16 protein-coding genes are annotated in these 16,298 nt (G+C 58.5%); 7 read left to right on the top strand and 9 right to left on the bottom strand.

Going from position 1 to position 16,298, the window contains the following annotated elements; genetic code table 11:
• The 3 genes from ACHZBF_RS17550 to gpmI are packed head-to-tail and all read right to left on the bottom strand — an operon-like array spanning nt 1 to nt 4,198.
• Entirely contained in the window at nt 1-1,326 is a 1,326-nt protein-coding gene (locus tag ACHZBF_RS17550) for a S41 family peptidase (protein ID WP_029132160.1), read from the bottom strand.
• On the bottom strand, nt 1,323-2,621 hold the full coding sequence (locus ACHZBF_RS17545) for a murein hydrolase activator EnvC family protein (protein WP_321529145.1): 1,299 nt from the start codon (nt 2,619-2,621) through the stop codon (nt 1,323-1,325). The genes ACHZBF_RS17550 and ACHZBF_RS17545 overlap by 4 nt, the downstream gene beginning before the upstream one ends.
• On the bottom strand, nt 2,621-4,198 hold the full coding sequence (gene gpmI, locus ACHZBF_RS17540) for a 2,3-bisphosphoglycerate-independent phosphoglycerate mutase (RefSeq protein ID WP_321529144.1): 1,578 nt from the start codon (nt 4,196-4,198) through the stop codon (nt 2,621-2,623). Before gpmI ends, ACHZBF_RS17545 begins: the two co-directional genes overlap by 1 nt.
• Before the next feature lie 439 nt (nt 4,199-4,637).
• On the opposite strand from gpmI, the gene ACHZBF_RS17535 reads away from it, so the two are divergent.
• The 4 genes from ACHZBF_RS17535 (at nt 4,638) to ACHZBF_RS17520 (ending at nt 7,151) form a co-directional block, all read left to right on the top strand.
• A complete protein-coding gene (locus ACHZBF_RS17535) occupies nt 4,638-4,931 on the top strand; it encodes an ArsR/SmtB family transcription factor (protein WP_037374648.1) in 294 nt (97 codons plus the stop codon).
• A gap of 260 nt (nt 4,932-5,191) precedes the next feature.
• Nucleotides 5,192-5,614 carry a rhodanese-like domain-containing protein gene (locus ACHZBF_RS17530; protein WP_273440398.1) on the top strand — a complete coding sequence of 141 codons (423 nt, stop codon included), beginning with the start codon at nt 5,192-5,194 and terminating at the stop codon, nt 5,612-5,614.
• Between the two features lie 43 nt (nt 5,615-5,657).
• On the top strand, nt 5,658-6,137 hold the full coding sequence (gene secB, locus ACHZBF_RS17525) for a protein-export chaperone SecB (RefSeq protein ID WP_029132163.1): 480 nt from the start codon (nt 5,658-5,660) through the stop codon (nt 6,135-6,137).
• Nucleotides 6,138-6,143: 6 nt separating this feature from the next.
• The gene (locus ACHZBF_RS17520; protein WP_321529143.1) at nt 6,144-7,151 is read left to right on the top strand and encodes an NAD(P)H-dependent glycerol-3-phosphate dehydrogenase; all 1,008 of its coding nucleotides are present in this window, start codon (nt 6,144-6,146) and stop codon (nt 7,149-7,151) included.
• A gap of 8 nt (nt 7,152-7,159) precedes the next feature.
• On the opposite strand, the gene trmL is transcribed toward ACHZBF_RS17520, so the two are convergent.
• Nucleotides 7,160-7,624, bottom strand: coding sequence for a tRNA (uridine(34)/cytosine(34)/5-carboxymethylaminomethyluridine(34)-2'-O)-methyltransferase TrmL (gene trmL / locus ACHZBF_RS17515; RefSeq protein ID WP_321529142.1), 465 nt, complete (start codon nt 7,622-7,624; stop codon nt 7,160-7,162).
• Nucleotides 7,625-7,641: 17 nt separating this feature from the next.
• On the opposite strand from trmL, the gene ACHZBF_RS17510 reads away from it, so the two are divergent.
• The 3 genes from ACHZBF_RS17510 to ACHZBF_RS17500 all read left to right on the top strand — a co-directional run bounded on the left by ACHZBF_RS17510 (nt 7,642) and on the right by ACHZBF_RS17500 (nt 10,548).
• A complete protein-coding gene (locus ACHZBF_RS17510; protein WP_321529141.1) occupies nt 7,642-8,607 on the top strand; it encodes a dihydroorotate dehydrogenase in 966 nt (321 codons plus the stop codon).
• 112 nt (nt 8,608-8,719) lie between these two features.
• Nucleotides 8,720-9,982, top strand: coding sequence for an HDOD domain-containing protein (locus ACHZBF_RS17505; protein WP_273440394.1), 1,263 nt, complete (start codon nt 8,720-8,722; stop codon nt 9,980-9,982).
• Between the two features lie 47 nt (nt 9,983-10,029).
• A complete protein-coding gene (locus ACHZBF_RS17500; RefSeq protein ID WP_029132168.1) occupies nt 10,030-10,548 on the top strand; it encodes a peroxiredoxin family protein in 519 nt (172 codons plus the stop codon).
• 63 nt (nt 10,549-10,611) lie between these two features.
• Here the strand turns inward: ACHZBF_RS17500 and ACHZBF_RS17495 are convergent, their stop codons facing one another.
• The 5 genes from ACHZBF_RS17495 to glnA form a co-directional block, all read right to left on the bottom strand.
• Nucleotides 10,612-11,010 (bottom strand): hypothetical protein, encoded by a 399-nt coding sequence (locus tag ACHZBF_RS17495; RefSeq protein WP_321529140.1) that lies wholly within the window; start codon nt 11,008-11,010, stop codon nt 10,612-10,614.
• A gap of 23 nt (nt 11,011-11,033) precedes the next feature.
• Complete coding sequence (ntrC, locus tag ACHZBF_RS17490; RefSeq protein ID WP_321529139.1) at nt 11,034-12,440, bottom strand: nitrogen regulation protein NR(I); 1,407 nt, start codon at nt 12,438-12,440, stop codon at nt 11,034-11,036.
• Nucleotides 12,427-13,521 carry a nitrogen regulation protein NR(II) gene (gene glnL / locus ACHZBF_RS17485; RefSeq protein WP_321529138.1) on the bottom strand — a complete coding sequence of 365 codons (1,095 nt, stop codon included), beginning with the start codon at nt 13,519-13,521 and terminating at the stop codon, nt 12,427-12,429. The genes ntrC and glnL overlap by 14 nt, the downstream gene beginning before the upstream one ends.
• A gap of 369 nt (nt 13,522-13,890) precedes the next feature.
• Nucleotides 13,891-14,685: a DUF4124 domain-containing protein gene (locus ACHZBF_RS17480; RefSeq protein ID WP_273440389.1), complete on the bottom strand. Its 795-nt coding sequence runs from the start codon at nt 14,683-14,685 to the stop codon at nt 13,891-13,893.
• A 72-nt stretch (nt 14,686-14,757) separates the two neighbouring features.
• Nucleotides 14,758-16,164 (bottom strand): glutamate--ammonia ligase, encoded by a 1,407-nt coding sequence (gene glnA / locus ACHZBF_RS17475; protein ID WP_029132173.1) that lies wholly within the window; start codon nt 16,162-16,164, stop codon nt 14,758-14,760.
• Nucleotides 16,165-16,298 lie beyond the last annotated feature (134 nt).

Raw genomic sequence — 16,298 nt, 5'->3', positions numbered from 1 at the left:
TCAATTCCAGCTGTTATAGATACTGATGCCTTTCAACAGATTGAGGGCCTCGCTCAGCTGATAGTCGTCCTCAATATCCGGCACACGCGCGACCTTCGGCGCCGGCGGGGTGGGCCTGGCCGGATCCGCCTCGGGTGCCGCATTGCCGTTGCCGTTCTCCAGGTGGCCGGCCAGATCGGCCTCCTTGATGCGGGTGGACTCGTCTGTCTCATTACGGGTCAGCTTGGCATCGGAAAGCACAATGTCCGGCTTGATTCCCTCTCCCTGGATGGAGCGGCCGGACGGGGTGAAATAGCGCGCGGTGGTTAACTTGACCGCGGCGGTCTTGCTGACCGGGATAATTGTCTGCACCGACCCCTTGCCAAAGGTCTGACTCCCCATGATGATGGCCCGGCGATGATCCTGCAGGGCCCCGGCAACGATCTCCGAGGCGGAAGCGGAACCGCCGTTGACCAGCACCACAATTGGTGCGCCATCCAGCACATCGTCCGGCGCGGCATTGAAATCGAGCCGTGACTCCTCGTTGCGCCCCTGGGTATAGACCACAATTCCATCGGTCAGAAAGGCGTCGCTGATGGACACTGCCCCATTCAGAATGCCGCCGGGATTATTGCGCAGGTCCAGCACCAGACCCCTGATGCCGTCCTTGGACTCCGCCTTCAACTGACTGATCTTTTTCAGCATGTCATCCGTGGTGCGGGCCTGAAAGTGGGAAAGCCGCACATAGGCAAACCCCTCCTCCAGCATCCGCCCCTTGACGCTGGCCACCTTGATGATGTCCCGAACCACGGTGATGCGCAGCGGCTTCTCCTCACCCTCCCTGGCAATGGTGAGTATCACTTCGGTGCCCGGCTTGCCGCGCATCAGGCTGACCGCCTCTTCCAGACTCATGCCCTTGACCGGTTTTTCATCCAGCCGGATGATCAGATCACCGGCCTTGACGCCTGCCCGCTGGGCCGGCGTATCATCAATGGGCGATATGACCTTGACGAAGCCGTCCTCCTGCCCCACTTCGATCCCCAAACCACCGAACTCTCCACTGGTACCGGCCTGAAGATCAGCAAACTCCTCCTCATTCAGATAGGAGGAGTGGGGATCCAGCCCGGCCAGCATGCCTCGGATGGCATACTCCAGCAGGGACTTGTCATCCACCGGCTCGACATAGTTCTCCTTGATGCGCCCGAATATCTCCGCAAAGGCGCGCAGCTCCTGCATTGGCAGTGGTGGTTTGGGCTCCTCGGCAAAGGCGCCCGAAGCCAGGATCAGCAGAGCGCCCGGGATTAAACCCAGGATCAGTAAACGTGCCAAGTCAAATCTTCTCTTCATACCTTGCTTCTCTGCTTCGATTGCCGCACCGGCATCGTTTTACTGACTAAGGAACCGGAATGGTGCAGGGTGGCCAGTTGCACCGGTTCCATTAAGGACGGGTGTCCCAGGTCGCCTACCCGGTTGCCACGTATCGCCTCACACCACTGTTTGGGATTCACCGGTCGACCATTGTAGCGTATACCAAAATATACCCCCGGATTGGTCTGGCCACCACTGTTACCCACCAGGGCGACCGGCTCGCCGGGCTCAACCCAGTCACCGGCCTCCTTGAACAGGCTCTGGTTATTGCCGTAGAGACTCATGTAGCCGTCGCCGTGATCGATAATCAACAACAGGCCAAAACCACGCAGCCAATCGGCGAAGGCGACCCGGCCATGGTGCACCGCCCGGACGTCCACCCCCTCGCTGGCGGCTATCACCACCCCGTCCCACTTCAGGTTTCCGGCCCTGGAATCTCCAAAACGGGTGGCCAGCCGCCCCTTGGCTGGCCACTTGAGACGGCCCTTCAGCTGTTTGAACGGCTTGTGTTTTTCAGTTTCGATCGGCAGGCTGGCAAGCTCTGACTGCAGCTTTTTAACCAGGCTTTGCAGTTGCCGCTCATTTTGTTTGTAGCCCTGGAGCATCTGCCCCTTGCTTTCGATCTCCTGATTCAGCAACGCCAGTACCTGCTGTCGTTGGTTCTGTTCCCGATCCAGGCTGCGCTGCTCCTCCAGCGCCCGCGCCTGGGTCTCGCGCATCCGTTCACTCTCCAGTTGTATGGTGGATTCGGTCTCCTGCAGCGCTTCCAGCGCCTTGCCCAGCCGGCTGATCTGCTCGGCACGGGATCGGTTGAAGTAGTCGTAGTAGACCAGCAGGCGGCTTACCACGGCGGGGTCCTGCTGATTGAGCAGGATCTTCAGGCGCTCCTGCCTGCCCATGGCGTAGGCCGAGCGCATCTGCTGTTTCAAGGCCAGGCGGTTGGCTTCCAGTGCCTTAAGCTGACCGTTGCGCTCTTCCTGCAGTTGATCCAGGAGGCGCTGCTGCCGCTCCAGGCTGGTGGCCAGTACCCGCAGATGACGTGCCGTCTTGCCGATCTCCGTTTCCGCACGCCGCAACTGCCCCTGCAGGGCCTGACGCTCGCGCTCGCGACCGCCGAGTTGATTCTGCAACGTGGAGATCTCCCCCCGCAGCTGCTTCAGCTCCCCTTCCCGGCTGCTGATCAACTCCTCCTCGGAAGCGGCCGACAGACCGCCCGGAACCGCCACAAGCAGCATCAGGGCAATCGCCATCCGCCGGAAGGAGTCAGGAGCCATCAGCCCTTTTGTAAACCGGTCGTGTCATCCTGTTCGGTCATTTCCAGCAGATTATGTCCCCGCATCTCGGAAGGCACCGCCAGCCCCATCAGGGTCAACAGGGTCGGAGCGATGTCACACAGGGCACCATTCTTGTCCAGGCGGGCCGGTCGGCCCACATAGAGCAAGGGTACCGGGTTCTGCGTGTGGGCGGTGTGCGGTTGATCATTTTCCGCATCCTCCATCTGCTCGGCATTGCCATGATCGGCGGTGACCAGCATCTCGCCACCCACCTGGCGGAGCGCTTCCACCACCCGCCCCAGACAATGGTCCAATACCTCGATAGCCGCGACTGCCGCAGCAAATTTGCCGGTATGTCCCACCATGTCGGAATTGGCATAGTTGCAGATAATGGCGTCATATTTGCCGCTCTTGATCGCATCAACCAGGGCGTCCGTCACTTCCGGGGCGCTCATCTCCGGCTTCAGATCGTAAGTGTTCACCTTGGGTGAGGGAATCAGAATCCGCTCCTCGCCTTCAAACACCTGTTCACGTCCACCATTGAAGAAAAAGGTGACATGGGCATATTTCTCGGTTTCGGCCAGGCGCAGTTGCCGCAGTCCGAGTTTGGAGATGTATTCGCCGAAGACGTTTTCCAGCCGCTCGGATGGAAAGGCCACCGGGATGTCGAATTCCTTGCTGTATTCGGTAAGGCTGACGAAACTGCTCAGGCGGGGAACCCTGGAGCGCACAAAGCCTTCAAACCCCGGATCGATAAACGAGCGGGTCAACTGCCGGGCCCTATCGGAGCGGTAATTCATGAACAGAACCGCATCCCCGTCTTCAATGGTAACCGCCGCCTCCCCGGGCGACAGGATACAGGTGGGCTTGACGAACTCGTCCGTTTCACCCCTGTCATAGGCCTGCTGCAGGGCCGTCTCCGCATCCGTCGCTGAAAACTCGGCCTGGCCCAGCACCAGCATGTCGTAGGCCTGCTGTACCCGATCCCAGCGATTATCCCGATCCATCGCATAGAAGCGCCCGACGATAGAGGCGATCCGCCCTTTCCCCAGCTCGGCAAATACCCGATTCAGCGACTGAATGGATGCGGCCGCACTTTTGGGTGGCATGTCCCGGCCATCCAGGAACGCGTGCACATAGACGCGCGAGGCGCCACGTTCCACCGCCAGCCTGGCCATGGCGTGGATGTGCTCTTCATGGCTGTGCACCCCGCCGGGGGAGAGCAGGCCCAGGATATGCACCGCCTTGTCCTCTGCAATAACGCGGTCGACTGCGTCGACCAGGGTTCGATTGGTGAAAAAAGAGCCGGTGCGTACCGAACGGCTGACCCGGGTAAACTCCTGGTAGACGACCCGGCCGGCGCCCAGATTGAGATGCCCGACCTCGGAATTGCCCATCTGGCCATCCGGCAGCCCCACTTCTGCACCGGAGGTGCTGATCAGGGTATGCGGACACTGCTCCCACAGGCGATCCCATACCGGTGTTTCGGCGGCCATAATGGCATTGGACCGGGGATCCTCACTGTATCCCCAGCCATCCATGATCAGCAGCACTGCAGGTTTTACTCTGAACGACATGTCCGTTTCCGACTCCGCTTGAGTGGTCCGCCTAAAGTTAAGGCTAACTCATTGAAAATAGCCGCGATATTACACTATTTTGGCTACTTCAACATTAAGTCTGCAAGATTAAAACCAGACATTAATTATGGGAAAACTATTTATACTGATTGAAAAACGGGATAAATTTACGTAAAACAGTTTATTATTGTATCTTTATAAAGAGTCGTTGTGTTTCAGTCGGTTGTCAGCAGTACCGGAGATAGGCTGTAGTGGGGTCTCAGCCCCTGTTGTCACGCTTAACCATGGGTCCATGCCCATTATCTGATATCCAACGTTTGTCGATTTAGATCATTACAGTTGTATTAACCAAGGTCCGGTGTGTATGGAACATAAATTTGGAAGCCCCAAGGTCCCTGTGCTTGAGTCGAGACACAATTTTGATGGCGATGTCGACCTGATGGCCGATGATGAGGATATCGAGCGCGCATCCCGCTCGCTCAAGGCCATGTCGCACCCCCTGCGACTCAAGATCCTCTGCACCCTGGGTGATGAAGAGGTGAGCGTTCAGGAGATTGTCGAGCATGTGGGCACCTCGCAGAGCAATATCTCACAACATCTGGCCATTCTCAGGGATAAGGGGATCCTGGCCTCCCGCAAGGATGCCAACCGGGTCTATTACCGGGTCAGCGATTCACGCACCCTGAAGCTGATCGGCATGATGCGCGAGGTGTTCTGCTCACACGGACACTGATCGGGCGCATAAATGCCGGAATTCGGAACGAAACGGGAAGCTTGTATTCCCGTTTTGCTTTAGGGTCGGGTGAAAGGGCATGCCTGGAACGGAAACCTTGCCCATGCCACCGACACCACACCCGATTTACCCGCCAGCCGGCCCCGGTCCGGAGACGGTATTACGATTTCCTGCACAAACCGTGGTACCGCCCAGCCCCCTGGTCTAGAATGTGCCTCCCTTGTGACCCCTTTATTAACCAGATCCGGCAGCCGAGATTCATGCAACAACTTATCGAATTCATCACAAACCACATTATCCTATTCTCCGCCCTGGTGGTGGTGCTGGTATTGATCGTCCAGAATCTGCTGGCCAGCATGGGGGGCAAATCCTCCGTTGCGCCTTTGCGGGCAACCCAGTTGATCAATCGTGAGGACGCCGTGGTCGTGGATGTGCGGCCAATTGGCGATTTCAACAATGGCCATATCGTCAATGCCATCAATATTCCCACCACGGCCCTGAAGAATCAGATCAATCAGGTGGCCAAGCACAAGGGCAAGCCGATTATTGTCGTCTGCCGTTCCGGTGCGCAATCTGCGGCTGCCTGCAAGGTTCTCCGGGATGCCGGAATTGAGCAGGTCTATAATCTGCAGGGCGGAATGCTGGCCTGGCAGAGTGACAGCCTGCCCATCAGCAAAAAATAACCCTCCGTTTCCACAAGACTGACTGACAACCGAGATTCAAGCCATGACAGAAAATGCCCAAGCGACCGAACCGAGCCGCGAGTTCTCACTGCAGCGTATTTATGTGAAGGATATCTCCTTCGAGACACCCAACTCTCCCGCCATCTTTACCCAGGAGTGGAAACCGGAGTCGAGCCTGAACCTGAACAGCAACGTCACCAAGCTGGACAATGACCTGTTCGAAGTCGTACTGACGGTCACCGTTACCACAAAACTGGCGGAGAAGACCGCCTATCTGGTGGAAGTGCAGCAGGCCGGTATCTTTACCGTGCGTAACTTCCCGGAGGAGGAGATGGGGCACATGATGGGTGCCTACTGCCCCAATATCCTGTTTCCCTATGCCCGGGAGGTCGTCTCCGACCTGGTCAGCAAGGGCAGTTTCCCGCAACTCCTGTTGACACCGGTAAGCTTCGATCAGCTGTACGCCCAGCATCGGCATGAACAGGCTAATCAGCAGCAGGCCGCAGAGCCGGCAACCCACTGATTGCCGATGTCCGGACCGCCCGTCTTTGCCGTCATCGGCGCCGGCTCCTGGGGTACCGCCCTGGCTATCCTGCTGGCGCGCAATGGCGCCCGGGTGCGGCTCTGGGGACATCTGCCTGATGAGGTGCACAAGCTGGCACAGGAAGGTCAAAACAGCACCTTTCTGCCGGGTATCCAGTTCCCGGAAAAGCTAACCCCGACGGCTGACCTGGCGGCGGCATTGCGTGGCGCTGATGAGGTGTTGATCGCTGTGCCCAGTCACGCCTTTGCATCAGTCCTCAAGACCGTTGCCCCGTTGCTGGCGGACACCGCCGGAGTGTGTTGGGCCACCAAGGGGCTGGAACCCGTTTCGGGGCGTCTGCTCCACGAGGTGGCGGAGGAAATTCTGGGCCCGGGGCGCCCCATGGCGGTCATTTCCGGCCCCAGTTTTGCGAAAGAGGTGGCGGCCGGATTGCCGACAGCCGTCACCGTCGCCTCCGCTTCGACGGATTTCGCCGAGCGGATCGCCGGCTATCTCCACTCCGACTGCTTCCGCGCCTACACCAGCAATGATGTGATCGGACTGGAGATCGGCAGCGCAGCCAAAAATGTCATGGCAATAGGTGCCGGTATCTCGGATGGTCTTGCCTTCGGCGCCAACGCCCGGGCCGCATTGATCACCCGGGGACTGAATGAGATCATGCGCCTGGGTCTGGCCTTGGGCGGAAAGATGGAGACCTTTATCGGTCTGGGAGGTATGGGGGACCTGGTACTGACCTGTACCGATGATCAGTCGCGGAATCGGCGCATGGGCCTGGCACTGGCACGTGGACTGACCATCGAACAGGCCAGGCAGGAGATCGGTCAGGAGGTGGAAGGGATTATGGCCACCCGGGAGATCTACCACCGGGCCTGTGCCCTGGGCGTGGAGATGCCGATCACCGAGCAGATTGAGCGCGTCCTCTATGAGGGTCTCGATCCCCGGACCGCGGTGCAGGCGCTGCTGGACCGGGATCCCCGACCCGAGGCCGGTTGAACACGCGGCTATCGGGCGCCGGCAAATCCCTGTTGGCGCCAGGCCTCGTAGAGGATGATGGCCACCGCGTTGGAGAGATTCAGACTGCGGTTGCCTGCCTGCATCGGGACCCGGATCAGGTGCTCCTGCGGCAGCTGGTCCAGCAGGGCCTGGGGCAGACCCCGGGTTTCCGGTCCGAACAACAGGATATCCTGCGGCTGATAGGTGACCTGGCTGTAACAGCGCTTGCCCCGGGTGGAACAGGCAAACAACCGTTGCTGGCCATGCTGTGACAGAAACTCGGCCATATCCGCATACTCCTGCAGACAGGCCAGGTCGTGATAGTCCAGACCCGCCCGCCGCAACTGCTTGTCCTCCAGGGTGAAGCCCAGTGGATGGATAAGATGGAGCCGGCTGCCGCTGTTGGCACAGAGGCGTATGATATTACCTGTATTGGGCGGGATTTCCGGCTCATACAGCGCTACATTAAACATGACATTGGAACCATTTGATGACGATTAGTGACTCGCCCCTTGCCGTTGATTTCTGTGGACTCAGGTTCAACACACCCCTGGTACTGCTCTCCGGCTGTGTCGGCTTCGGCGAAGAGTACACACGGGTAGCCGGCTTTAGCAACCGCGATGCGGGGGCGATCTGTCTGAAAGGGACCACCGGCGAGCCGCGCCTGGGTAACGCGCCGCACCGCATCTATGAAACCCCCGAGGGCATGCTCAATGCCATCGGGCTGCAGAACCCCGGCGTGGACAAGGTGGTGCGGGAGATCCTGCCGACCCTCGACTTTTCCGAAACCCGGTTTATTGCCAATGTCTCCGGCTCCACCGTCGAGGAGTATGAAGAGGTGACCCGCCGCTTCGACGACTCCCCTATCGATGCCATCGAGATCAATATCTCCTGTCCCAATGTCAAGGAAGGGGGTGTCGCCTTCGGCAATGACCCGGCCATGTCCGCCCGCGTGGTCGAGGCGTGCCGACGGCTTACCAGCAAGCCACTGATCACCAAGCTCTCGCCTAATCAGACCGATATCGCCGCCAACGCCCGCGGCTGTATCGAGGCCGGCACCGATGCCTTCGCGGTGATCAACACCCTGATGGGTATGGCCATCGATATCGAAAGTCGCACACCCATCATTGGCAACAATCAGGGCGGACTGTCCGGTCCGGCCATCAAACCGGTCGCCCTGCTGAAGGTCCATCAGGTCTATCAGGTGTGCCGCGATCACGGAATTCCCATTATCGGCCAGGGTGGCATCACCAGTGCCGAAGACGCCATTGAATTTCTGATTGCCGGCGCCAGCGCGGTCGGCATCGGTACCGCACTCTTTTATGACCCCTTGATCTGCGGCAAGATAAACCATGGTATAAAAGCCTATCTTGAAAGACACGACTTGCCATCAGTCAGGCAGTTGACCGGTACCTTGACGCTGAATAGTCCCCGGCCGGCAAAAAACGGCTGCTGAACAGACCGACAGGTAAGTTTACAACCCGCCAAGGTTGTTTCCGTGCAGGTCAATCGGATCAATCAGAGCCCGGTTCCGGAGAGGACGGGAAGACGTTTACAGGGTTTAGCAAATGGATCGCAAATCAATTCGTCCCACTACCGATGAGCTGAAACACTTTATCCCGCTGCAGGCGCTCAGCGAACAGCAGCAGGTTCTGCTTGCCGGTGTTGCCGAAATCAGGACGGCACTTCCGAAGGAGGTGCTGATCGAGCTCGGCAGTGATGATAACAATACCTACTTTTTGCTGCAGGGGACCCTGGTGCTCGACTCCGCTGACAATCACCGGCGTGAGATCAAGGCCGATGACGCCTCCGCAAAATCACCCATCGCCCAGTTGAGGCCCCGCAAATACCGGGTCATGGCGCACTCTGCCGTGCGCTATCTGGTGATAGACAATGCTTATCTTGAGGATATCGCCCAGAACCACGGCTCAGCCAGCGGGGTCGAGGGCTATGAGGTAAGTGGCGATTTTCAGAACGAATCCAGTGCTTTCGAGGATCAACTCTCAACCCTGCTGCTGGCCGACCTGAAGCAGGACCGGTTGAAGCTGCCCAGCCTGCCGGAGGTTGCCATCCGCATTGGCCGGGCATTGGAGGACGGTGTCAGTGACGCCCATGACATTGCCGAGATCATCCAGATCGATCCCGTGATCACGGCCAAACTGATCAAGGCGGCAAACAGCGCAATCTATGGCCGGCGTAATCCGGTGGAAACCTGTAGCGGTGCAGTAGTCCGTTTGGGGGGTGATGTGACCCACAAACTGGTGCTCTCGTTCGCCTTGCGGGAGCTGTTCCAGACCGATTCAGCGCTGCTGAATAACCGCATGAAGGCGCTCTGGAAACACAGCACACGTGTTGCCGCCATCTGTTATGTTCTGGCCAAACAGGATTCCCGGTTCAAGGCCGAACACGCCATGCTGGTGGGTCTGCTGCATGATATCGGAGTTGTGGCCATCCTCAACTATGCGCAAAATTTTCCCGATGAGGCCATGCACGAGGAACCGCTGGACCGGGCTGTGCACAACCTGCGGGCGGAAATCGGCAGCATGATTCTGAATAAATGGGGCTTTCCCTCGGATTTTGTCATTACGGCGCTGGAGGCGGAAGAGTGGATGCGTAACAAGGGTACTGCACCCGATTACTGCGATCTGGTGATTATCGCCCAGTTGCACAGCTATATCGGCGACAACAAGGGTCGGCATCTGCCCTCGATTGACGAGGTACCGGCCCACAGGCGTCTTGAGTTGGGTGAATTGACACCGCGCATGAGCCTGAAGATCCTGGAACAGGCCAAGGACCAGATTGCCCACGCCCAGTCCTTGCTGAACATCTGATACCTGACCACGGAAAATCGTAAACCCCAACCTTTTGGAAAAGCTGAATGAATGCGCTGAAGGTTTTCTTCACCCTCCTCCTCGGGCTGCTGCTGACGGCCGGTTCCGCGTCCGCCGCCCGCCTGCTGACCCCGGTCGATCCCCCGACTGAGGCCCCCGCCTTCACGTTGCAGGATACCGGGGGTAACCGGATATCCCTCGCCGACTACCGTGGTAAGGTACTGGTGGTCAATTTCTGGGCTACCTGGTGCCCCCCCTGTCGTCGCGAGATGCCCTCACTCAACCGGGCCGCCGCCTGGCTGAAAAAGTATGATGTTGCGCTGATCGCCATCAATTCAGGCGAGCGGGCCGACAAGGTGGAAAAGTTCCTGCAGGAACAGCCTCTGGATTTTCCTGTCCTGCTCGACCCGGACAGCACCGTCTCCACCCAATGGAAGGCCACGCGCCTGCCGATAACCTATGTGGTGGATCCACAGGGCCGCCTGGTTTACCGGGCCCTGGGTAGCCGGGAGTGGGATGCACCGGAGCTGCTGGTCCCTATCAGGGGTCTGGGATTACCGCGCTAGCGATCACCCGGTACCTGCCGGGTGCTGTATCCAATCGGACCCCGCAACCGACCAGTCCCGGGGTCAGCTCGGGCGGATATGCTCGATGTAGTAGGGACGATCTTCCATGTTCAGTTTAACCGCCTCTCCGACCACCTTCAGATGCTGATCCGTCCCGGTTAAGCGCAGGTCACAATAGACCCGGCCCCGACCCTCGAACGGCAGCGGTATCATATCCCGGTAGGTATAGACGCTCTGTCCCACATCCCCACCCTCGCAGACAGCGGGGGTTTCGGGTGGCGCCTCCTCCACCGCTGCGTCGGTAAACACCAGCTCGCCTGATTGTCGCCAGCGAGTTCGCTCAACGGAGCCGGAGATGGTCTTGACAATATGGGCGGGGGAGAATCGCACAGTGACCGTGCCGCCCTCTACCCGAATGCTTTCAACGGTCGAGCCGGATAATTCAATACTGCTGCTATCCATTTGATATTCCTAGAAGTTTGCTGTCATACATCACTACCTTCAAGACCCAGCTCCTTGATCTTGCGGGTCAGGGTATTGCGGCCCCAGCCCAGTAGTTTAGCAGCGTCCTGCTTTCGACCGCCAGTCTGCTCCAGGGCCGACTCAATCATGATGGTTTCAAATACCGGGGTTGCCTCATCCAGCAACGCCTCATGTCCCTGCTGCAGCCGCGTGCGCACCCAACTGCGCAGCGATGCGCGCCAGTCATCGCCCTGGGCCCTGGGTTCCTCCGACTCCAGCAGTTCCGGCGGCAGGTCCTTGATATGCACCTCCTGGCTGGAGGCCATCACGGTCAGCCAGCGGGCGGTATTCTCCAGTTGCCGGACATTACCCGGCCAATTCAATCGCTCCAGGGTAGCCAGGGTCTCCGGCAGCAGGGTCTTGCTCTCCACTCCCAGCTCTTCCGCGGCCAGGGATAGAAAATGACGCATCAGCAGTCCGATATCCTCGCGTCGCTCACGCAGCGAGGGGATGTGAATCCTTATCACATTGAGCCGGTGAAAGAGATCCTCACGAAAACGCCCCTGCTTAACCAGCTGCTCCAGATTCTGGTGGGTGGCGGCTATGATACGTACATCCACATTCACCGGCTCATGTCCACCGACCCGGTAAAATTCACCATCCGCCAATACTCGGAGCAGGCGGGTCTGCAGTTCCGGTGGCATATCGCCAATCTCATCCAGAAACAAGGTGCCGCCATCCGCCTGTTCGAAGCGGCCGACCCGGCGTCCCTGGGCACCGGTAAAGGCACCCCGCTCATGGCCAAACAGCTCCGACTCCATCAAGTCCTTCGGAATGGCCGCCATATTCAGGGCGATAAATGGCTGTTTGGCGCGCGGGCTGTGCCGATGCAGCGCCTGGGCAACCAACTCCTTGCCGGTACCGGATTCACCATTGATCAGCACCGTGATGTTGGAGCGGGCCAGCCGCCCGATCGCCCTGAACACCTCCTGCATGGCCGCCGCTTCACCGATAATTTCCGGGCTGGACTGCAGCTCGTCCACCTGAGCCAGGCTGCTACGGCTCTTTCGGCAGGCACGCGACACCTGATCAACGGCTTCATCCACATCAAACGGTTTCGGCAGATACTCGAAGGCCCCCCCATGAAAGGCCGCCACGGCGCTGTCCAGATCAGAGTGAGCGGTCATGATGATCACCGGCAGATTGGGATGGGCGGCGGTAATTCTTTCCAGCAGCGAGAGCCCGTCCATGCCGGGCATGCGGATATCGGAGACAATAACGTCCGGCTGTTCAAGACCCAGCGCCTCCATCACCCCATCGGCGCTGGGGAAGCTTTTCACCGCCATACCCGCTTTCTCGAATGCCTTCTCCAGCACCCAGCGGATTGACCGGTCATCATCAATGACCCAGACAGAGTTAGTTGGCGGCATTTGGATTCTCCACTGGCAACAACACACTGAAAAGTGTCTTTCCCGGCTCGCTTGTGCACTCCACAAGCCCGCCGTGTTGATTGATCAGTGACTGGGCGATGGTGAGGCCGAGACCGACACCATCCTCGCTGGCAGTCACCATGGGATAAAAAAGCTTCTCGCGAATCGATTCCGGAATACCCCGCCCGTTGTCCTCGATACCTATCTGGACCACCAGGCGATGACGCCGGTTGCCGATGGTGAACTGGCGCAGAATCCGCGTCTGTAGCACGATGCGGCCTTCCGGATGGTTACTGATCTCGCGGGCGGCATTGCGCAGGATGTTCAGCAACGCCTGGATGATCCGGTCGCTGTCCACGTAGAGATCAGGGATACTGGGATCATAATCCCGGGTAATGGAAATCCGCTCCCCGGATTCCGCCTGCACCAGGTTGCGTACCCGTTCCAACAGTGTGTGAATGTTCACTTCCCGTAGATTGGGCAGACGATCAGGCCCCAGCATCTGGTTAACCAGATTCTTCAACCGATCGGCCTCGTTGATAATGATCTGGGTATATTCACACAGCCCCGGATCGACCAGCTCCCGCTCCAACAACTGGGCCGCGCCACGCAGCCCACCCAGCGGATTCTTGATCTCATGGGCCAGCCCCCGGATCAGCTCCTGGGCGGCCTGATGCTGGGACAGCAGTTGCTCCTCACGGCTGATGCGCAACTGGCGATCTATCTGTTGGATCTCCACCAGCAACCCTGCATCGCCCTCACTGTCGGTAAGCGGTATTACCGTGCAATCCACGGTGGCCCGCTTGCCATCCGGCAGGGGCAGGCTCAGTTCACGCTCGGTGAAATGGTGACCGGTATGCAACGCCTGCTCCAGGTGCTGGCGGGTCACTCCCTCGGGACACTGGATCAGTGATTCAGCCGGGTTACCCAGCATGTGGCGAAAACTGACTTCAAACAGCATCTCCGCCGCCGGGTTCATATACTGCAGGCAAAGCGACCGGTCGAATAGCAATACGGCACTGCTCAGGTTCTCGAGTATCCGTTGCCGGGAAATCTCTGTGGTGTGAATCATATCCTTCATCGCTTTACCTGCTGCAAAAAACGAACCAAGAGTCGTATGCACATACTTTTCGCCGGGAAGCAAGGAGTGGCGGGATATCTGGTGCAACTGCGGGTTCGCGCATCACTCCATCCATGCACTATTTTAGTGCATGGATGGGACGGACAATAGAGACCGAGCAGAAATACGGGCAATAATTGGCTATCTGCGGGTGATGCCCGGGTATGGATTTGGTTTCGAGGGGTGTCCTGTAGGAGCGGTCTGTGCGCGGGTGGAGAACCCTTTGTGGGTGGTGGTGAGAAATCAGGCAATTCTGTGAAAGCTCAGGCGGGGCTTGATCGGAAACAGAGGGTCTCCGACAAAAGTACCGAGCCTTATGCTGGAAAAGGCCTAATAATTGGGCTTGAACGCCGGATTGGACTGGCCCGGCGTAGAGGAGATGGGTTTGCGTGGTGAATTGTAATCACTGGCATCAGAACCGGGATTGGCGGCTGGCTTGCCGGAATAGTCCGGCGCATCTCCTGGCTTATACTGGGGTGCATCGCCACCATTGCTACCGCTACCGGAGGGCGGCGGCTCAGGGGTCTTGCCATCTTCCACCAGAGAAACCTGGCGGACAAAAAACTGCACAATATTGGAGCGGACCAACAGACGACCGGCGGCATCATGGATACTGGCATGCACCATATGCCCGCCGCGCTCGACGTTGCTCAGCTGCAGGGTCGCGCCGGTGACTCGCTGATCAAGAATCCGCCCATCCAGGACCGCCTGTATATAGTGCCCCGGTTGCAATCCCGGCTGTGCCTGAAAACGGATGGTGATAGATCCGCCATTCGCTTGCACCACCTCATTGTTGCTTGGCGCAAGGATAACGAAACTGCTGTAGTTTATGCCCTCGGGCGGCCTTGTGCCGGTGGCGGCACTGCCGCTCTGAGAACCGGTACTTGATGGAGTGTATATGGTAGGGTCCGAGAGCTTGATCTCCTCGGAATCCCGGGTCGGAGTGTCGGAATAATGCACGTCACCCCTGCTATCAACCCATTTATAGATGGCCGCCTGACCACAGAGTGCCAGTGACATCAAACAGATGAAGAAGACGCTTCTCATAGGGTGAGGATAGCTCACTGCCGGTGCCGCCTCAACAGCTCTCTCGATCAGGCGTATCAAAACGGTGACAAGCGTCATTCCCGGCGATGCACCTTGGAAAAAAAACGCCCCCGATTCGGGGGCGTTTTTAGCACGGTTACTACCGTCCGTTTACAGGCTGTAGTACATGTCGAACTCCACCGGATGGGTGGTCATGCGCAGACGGGTCACATCATCCATTTTCAGGCGGATGAATCCGTCAATCAGATCGTCCGTGAACACGCCACCAGCGGTGAGGAATTCGCGGTCAGCATCCAGTGCTTCCAGCGCCTGGTCCAGGCTGTGGCAGACGGTTGGGATGGACAGGGCCTCTTCGGCGGGCAGGTCATACAGGTCCTTATCCATCGCCTCACCCGGGTGGATCTTGTTCTGGATACCGTCCAGACCAGCCATCATCAGGGCGGCAAAGGCCAGATAGGGGTTGGCGGTAGGATCCGGGAAGCGGACCTCCACGCGGCGACCCTTCGGGCTGTTGACGAACGGGATACGGATGGAAGCGGAACGGTTACGGGCGGAATAGGCCAGCATCACCGGTGCTTCAAAACCCGGTACCAGTCGCTTGTAGGAGTTGGTGGAGGGATTAGTAAAGGCATTCAGCGCACGCGCATGCTTGATAACCCCGCCGATATAGTAAAGGGCCGTCTCGGACAGGCCGCCGTACAGGTTGCCGGCAAACAGGTTCTCGCCACCCTTGGCCAGGGACATGTGCACATGCATACCGGAACCATTATCGCCCACCAGCGGCTTGGGCATGAAGGTAGCAGTCTTGCCATAGGCGTGGGCCACATTCCAGGTCACGTACTTCTGTACCTGCACCCAGTCGGCGCGCTGCACCAGGGTGCTGAACTTGGTACCGATTTCGCACTGTCCAGCAGTGGCCACTTCGTGGTGATGCACCTCGACCGGGACGCCCATCTCTTCCATCGCCAGACACATGGCGGCACGGATATCGTTCAGGGAGTCGACCGGGGGTACCGGGAAATAGCCGCCCTTGGTACCCGGACGGTGGCCGATGTTGCCATCCTGATAGACACGCTCGGAGTTCCAGCCAGCCTCTTCCGAATCAATCTTGTAGAAGGCGCCGCTCATGTCGGCTCCCCAGCGGATATCGTCCAGGATGAAAAACTCGGGCTCAGGGCCAAAAAATGCGGCGTCGGCAATGCCGGTGGAGGCGAGATAAGCCTCGGCACGTCTGGCCACCGAGCGGGGGTCACGCTCGTAACCTTCCATGGTGGAGGGCTCCAGGATGTCGCAGGTGATATTCAGGGTCACTTCATCCGCGAACAGGTCCAGCACCGCGGTCTCGGGGTCCGGCATCAGTACCATGTCGGATTCATTGATGCCTTTCCAGCCGGCAATGGAGGAACCATCAAACATCTTGCCGTCGGTGAAGAGGTCCTCATCGATGGTGTGAGCCGGTACGGAGACATGCTGCTCTTTACCACGGGTATCGGTGAAGCGGAAATCGACGAACTTCACTTCGTTGTCTTTGATCATCTTCAGGACTTTTGAGGCCATGAGGTTCTCCAGCAGTTAGTATTTGAGATTATGCGGACCACAGCGTGGCCATCAATTAAAGATTCTTGCGATTTGGGACACCCCTACGGGGCACCAAAGCATGTCCTGTGTTTAGCAAGTACTGTGCCACGGTT

This window comes from Sedimenticola selenatireducens, from assembly GCF_963675335.2.
Classification (GTDB): domain Bacteria; phylum Pseudomonadota; class Gammaproteobacteria; order Chromatiales; family Chromatiaceae; genus Sedimenticola; species Sedimenticola selenatireducens.
Note: the sequence above shows the minus strand (reverse complement) of the source record. Positions and strands in the feature narration are given on the sequence as shown.

Excerpts from the sequence above, each read along its gene's own strand:
- glnL (WP_321529138.1), bottom strand. The coding sequence starts at position 13,521 with ATGAAGGATATGATTCACACCACAGAGATTTCCCGGCAACGGATACTC.
- ACHZBF_RS17510 (WP_321529141.1), top strand. The coding sequence starts at position 7,642 with ATGACGATTAGTGACTCGCCCCTTGCCGTTGATTTCTGTGGACTCAGG.
- glnA (WP_029132173.1), bottom strand. The coding sequence starts at position 16,164 with ATGGCCTCAAAAGTCCTGAAGATGATCAAAGACAACGAAGTGAAGTTC.
- ACHZBF_RS17500 (WP_029132168.1), top strand. The coding sequence starts at position 10,030 with ATGAATGCGCTGAAGGTTTTCTTCACCCTCCTCCTCGGGCTGCTGCTG.
- gpmI (WP_321529144.1), bottom strand. The coding sequence starts at position 4,198 with ATGTCGTTCAGAGTAAAACCTGCAGTGCTGCTGATCATGGATGGCTGG.
- ACHZBF_RS17495 (WP_321529140.1), bottom strand. The coding sequence starts at position 11,010 with ATGGATAGCAGCAGTATTGAATTATCCGGCTCGACCGTTGAAAGCATT.
- ntrC (WP_321529139.1), bottom strand. The coding sequence starts at position 12,440 with ATGCCGCCAACTAACTCTGTCTGGGTCATTGATGATGACCGGTCAATC.
- ACHZBF_RS17480 (WP_273440389.1), bottom strand. The coding sequence starts at position 14,685 with ATGACGCTTGTCACCGTTTTGATACGCCTGATCGAGAGAGCTGTTGAG.
- ACHZBF_RS17520 (WP_321529143.1), top strand. The coding sequence starts at position 6,144 with ATGTCCGGACCGCCCGTCTTTGCCGTCATCGGCGCCGGCTCCTGGGGT.
- ACHZBF_RS17550 (WP_029132160.1), bottom strand. The coding sequence starts at position 1,326 with ATGAAGAGAAGATTTGACTTGGCACGTTTACTGATCCTGGGTTTAATC.
- trmL (WP_321529142.1), bottom strand. The coding sequence starts at position 7,624 with ATGTTTAATGTAGCGCTGTATGAGCCGGAAATCCCGCCCAATACAGGT.
- ACHZBF_RS17530 (WP_273440398.1), top strand. The coding sequence starts at position 5,192 with ATGCAACAACTTATCGAATTCATCACAAACCACATTATCCTATTCTCC.
- ACHZBF_RS17505 (WP_273440394.1), top strand. The coding sequence starts at position 8,720 with ATGGATCGCAAATCAATTCGTCCCACTACCGATGAGCTGAAACACTTT.
- secB (WP_029132163.1), top strand. The coding sequence starts at position 5,658 with ATGACAGAAAATGCCCAAGCGACCGAACCGAGCCGCGAGTTCTCACTG.
- ACHZBF_RS17545 (WP_321529145.1), bottom strand. The coding sequence starts at position 2,621 with ATGGCTCCTGACTCCTTCCGGCGGATGGCGATTGCCCTGATGCTGCTT.
- ACHZBF_RS17535 (WP_037374648.1), top strand. The coding sequence starts at position 4,638 with ATGGCCGATGATGAGGATATCGAGCGCGCATCCCGCTCGCTCAAGGCC.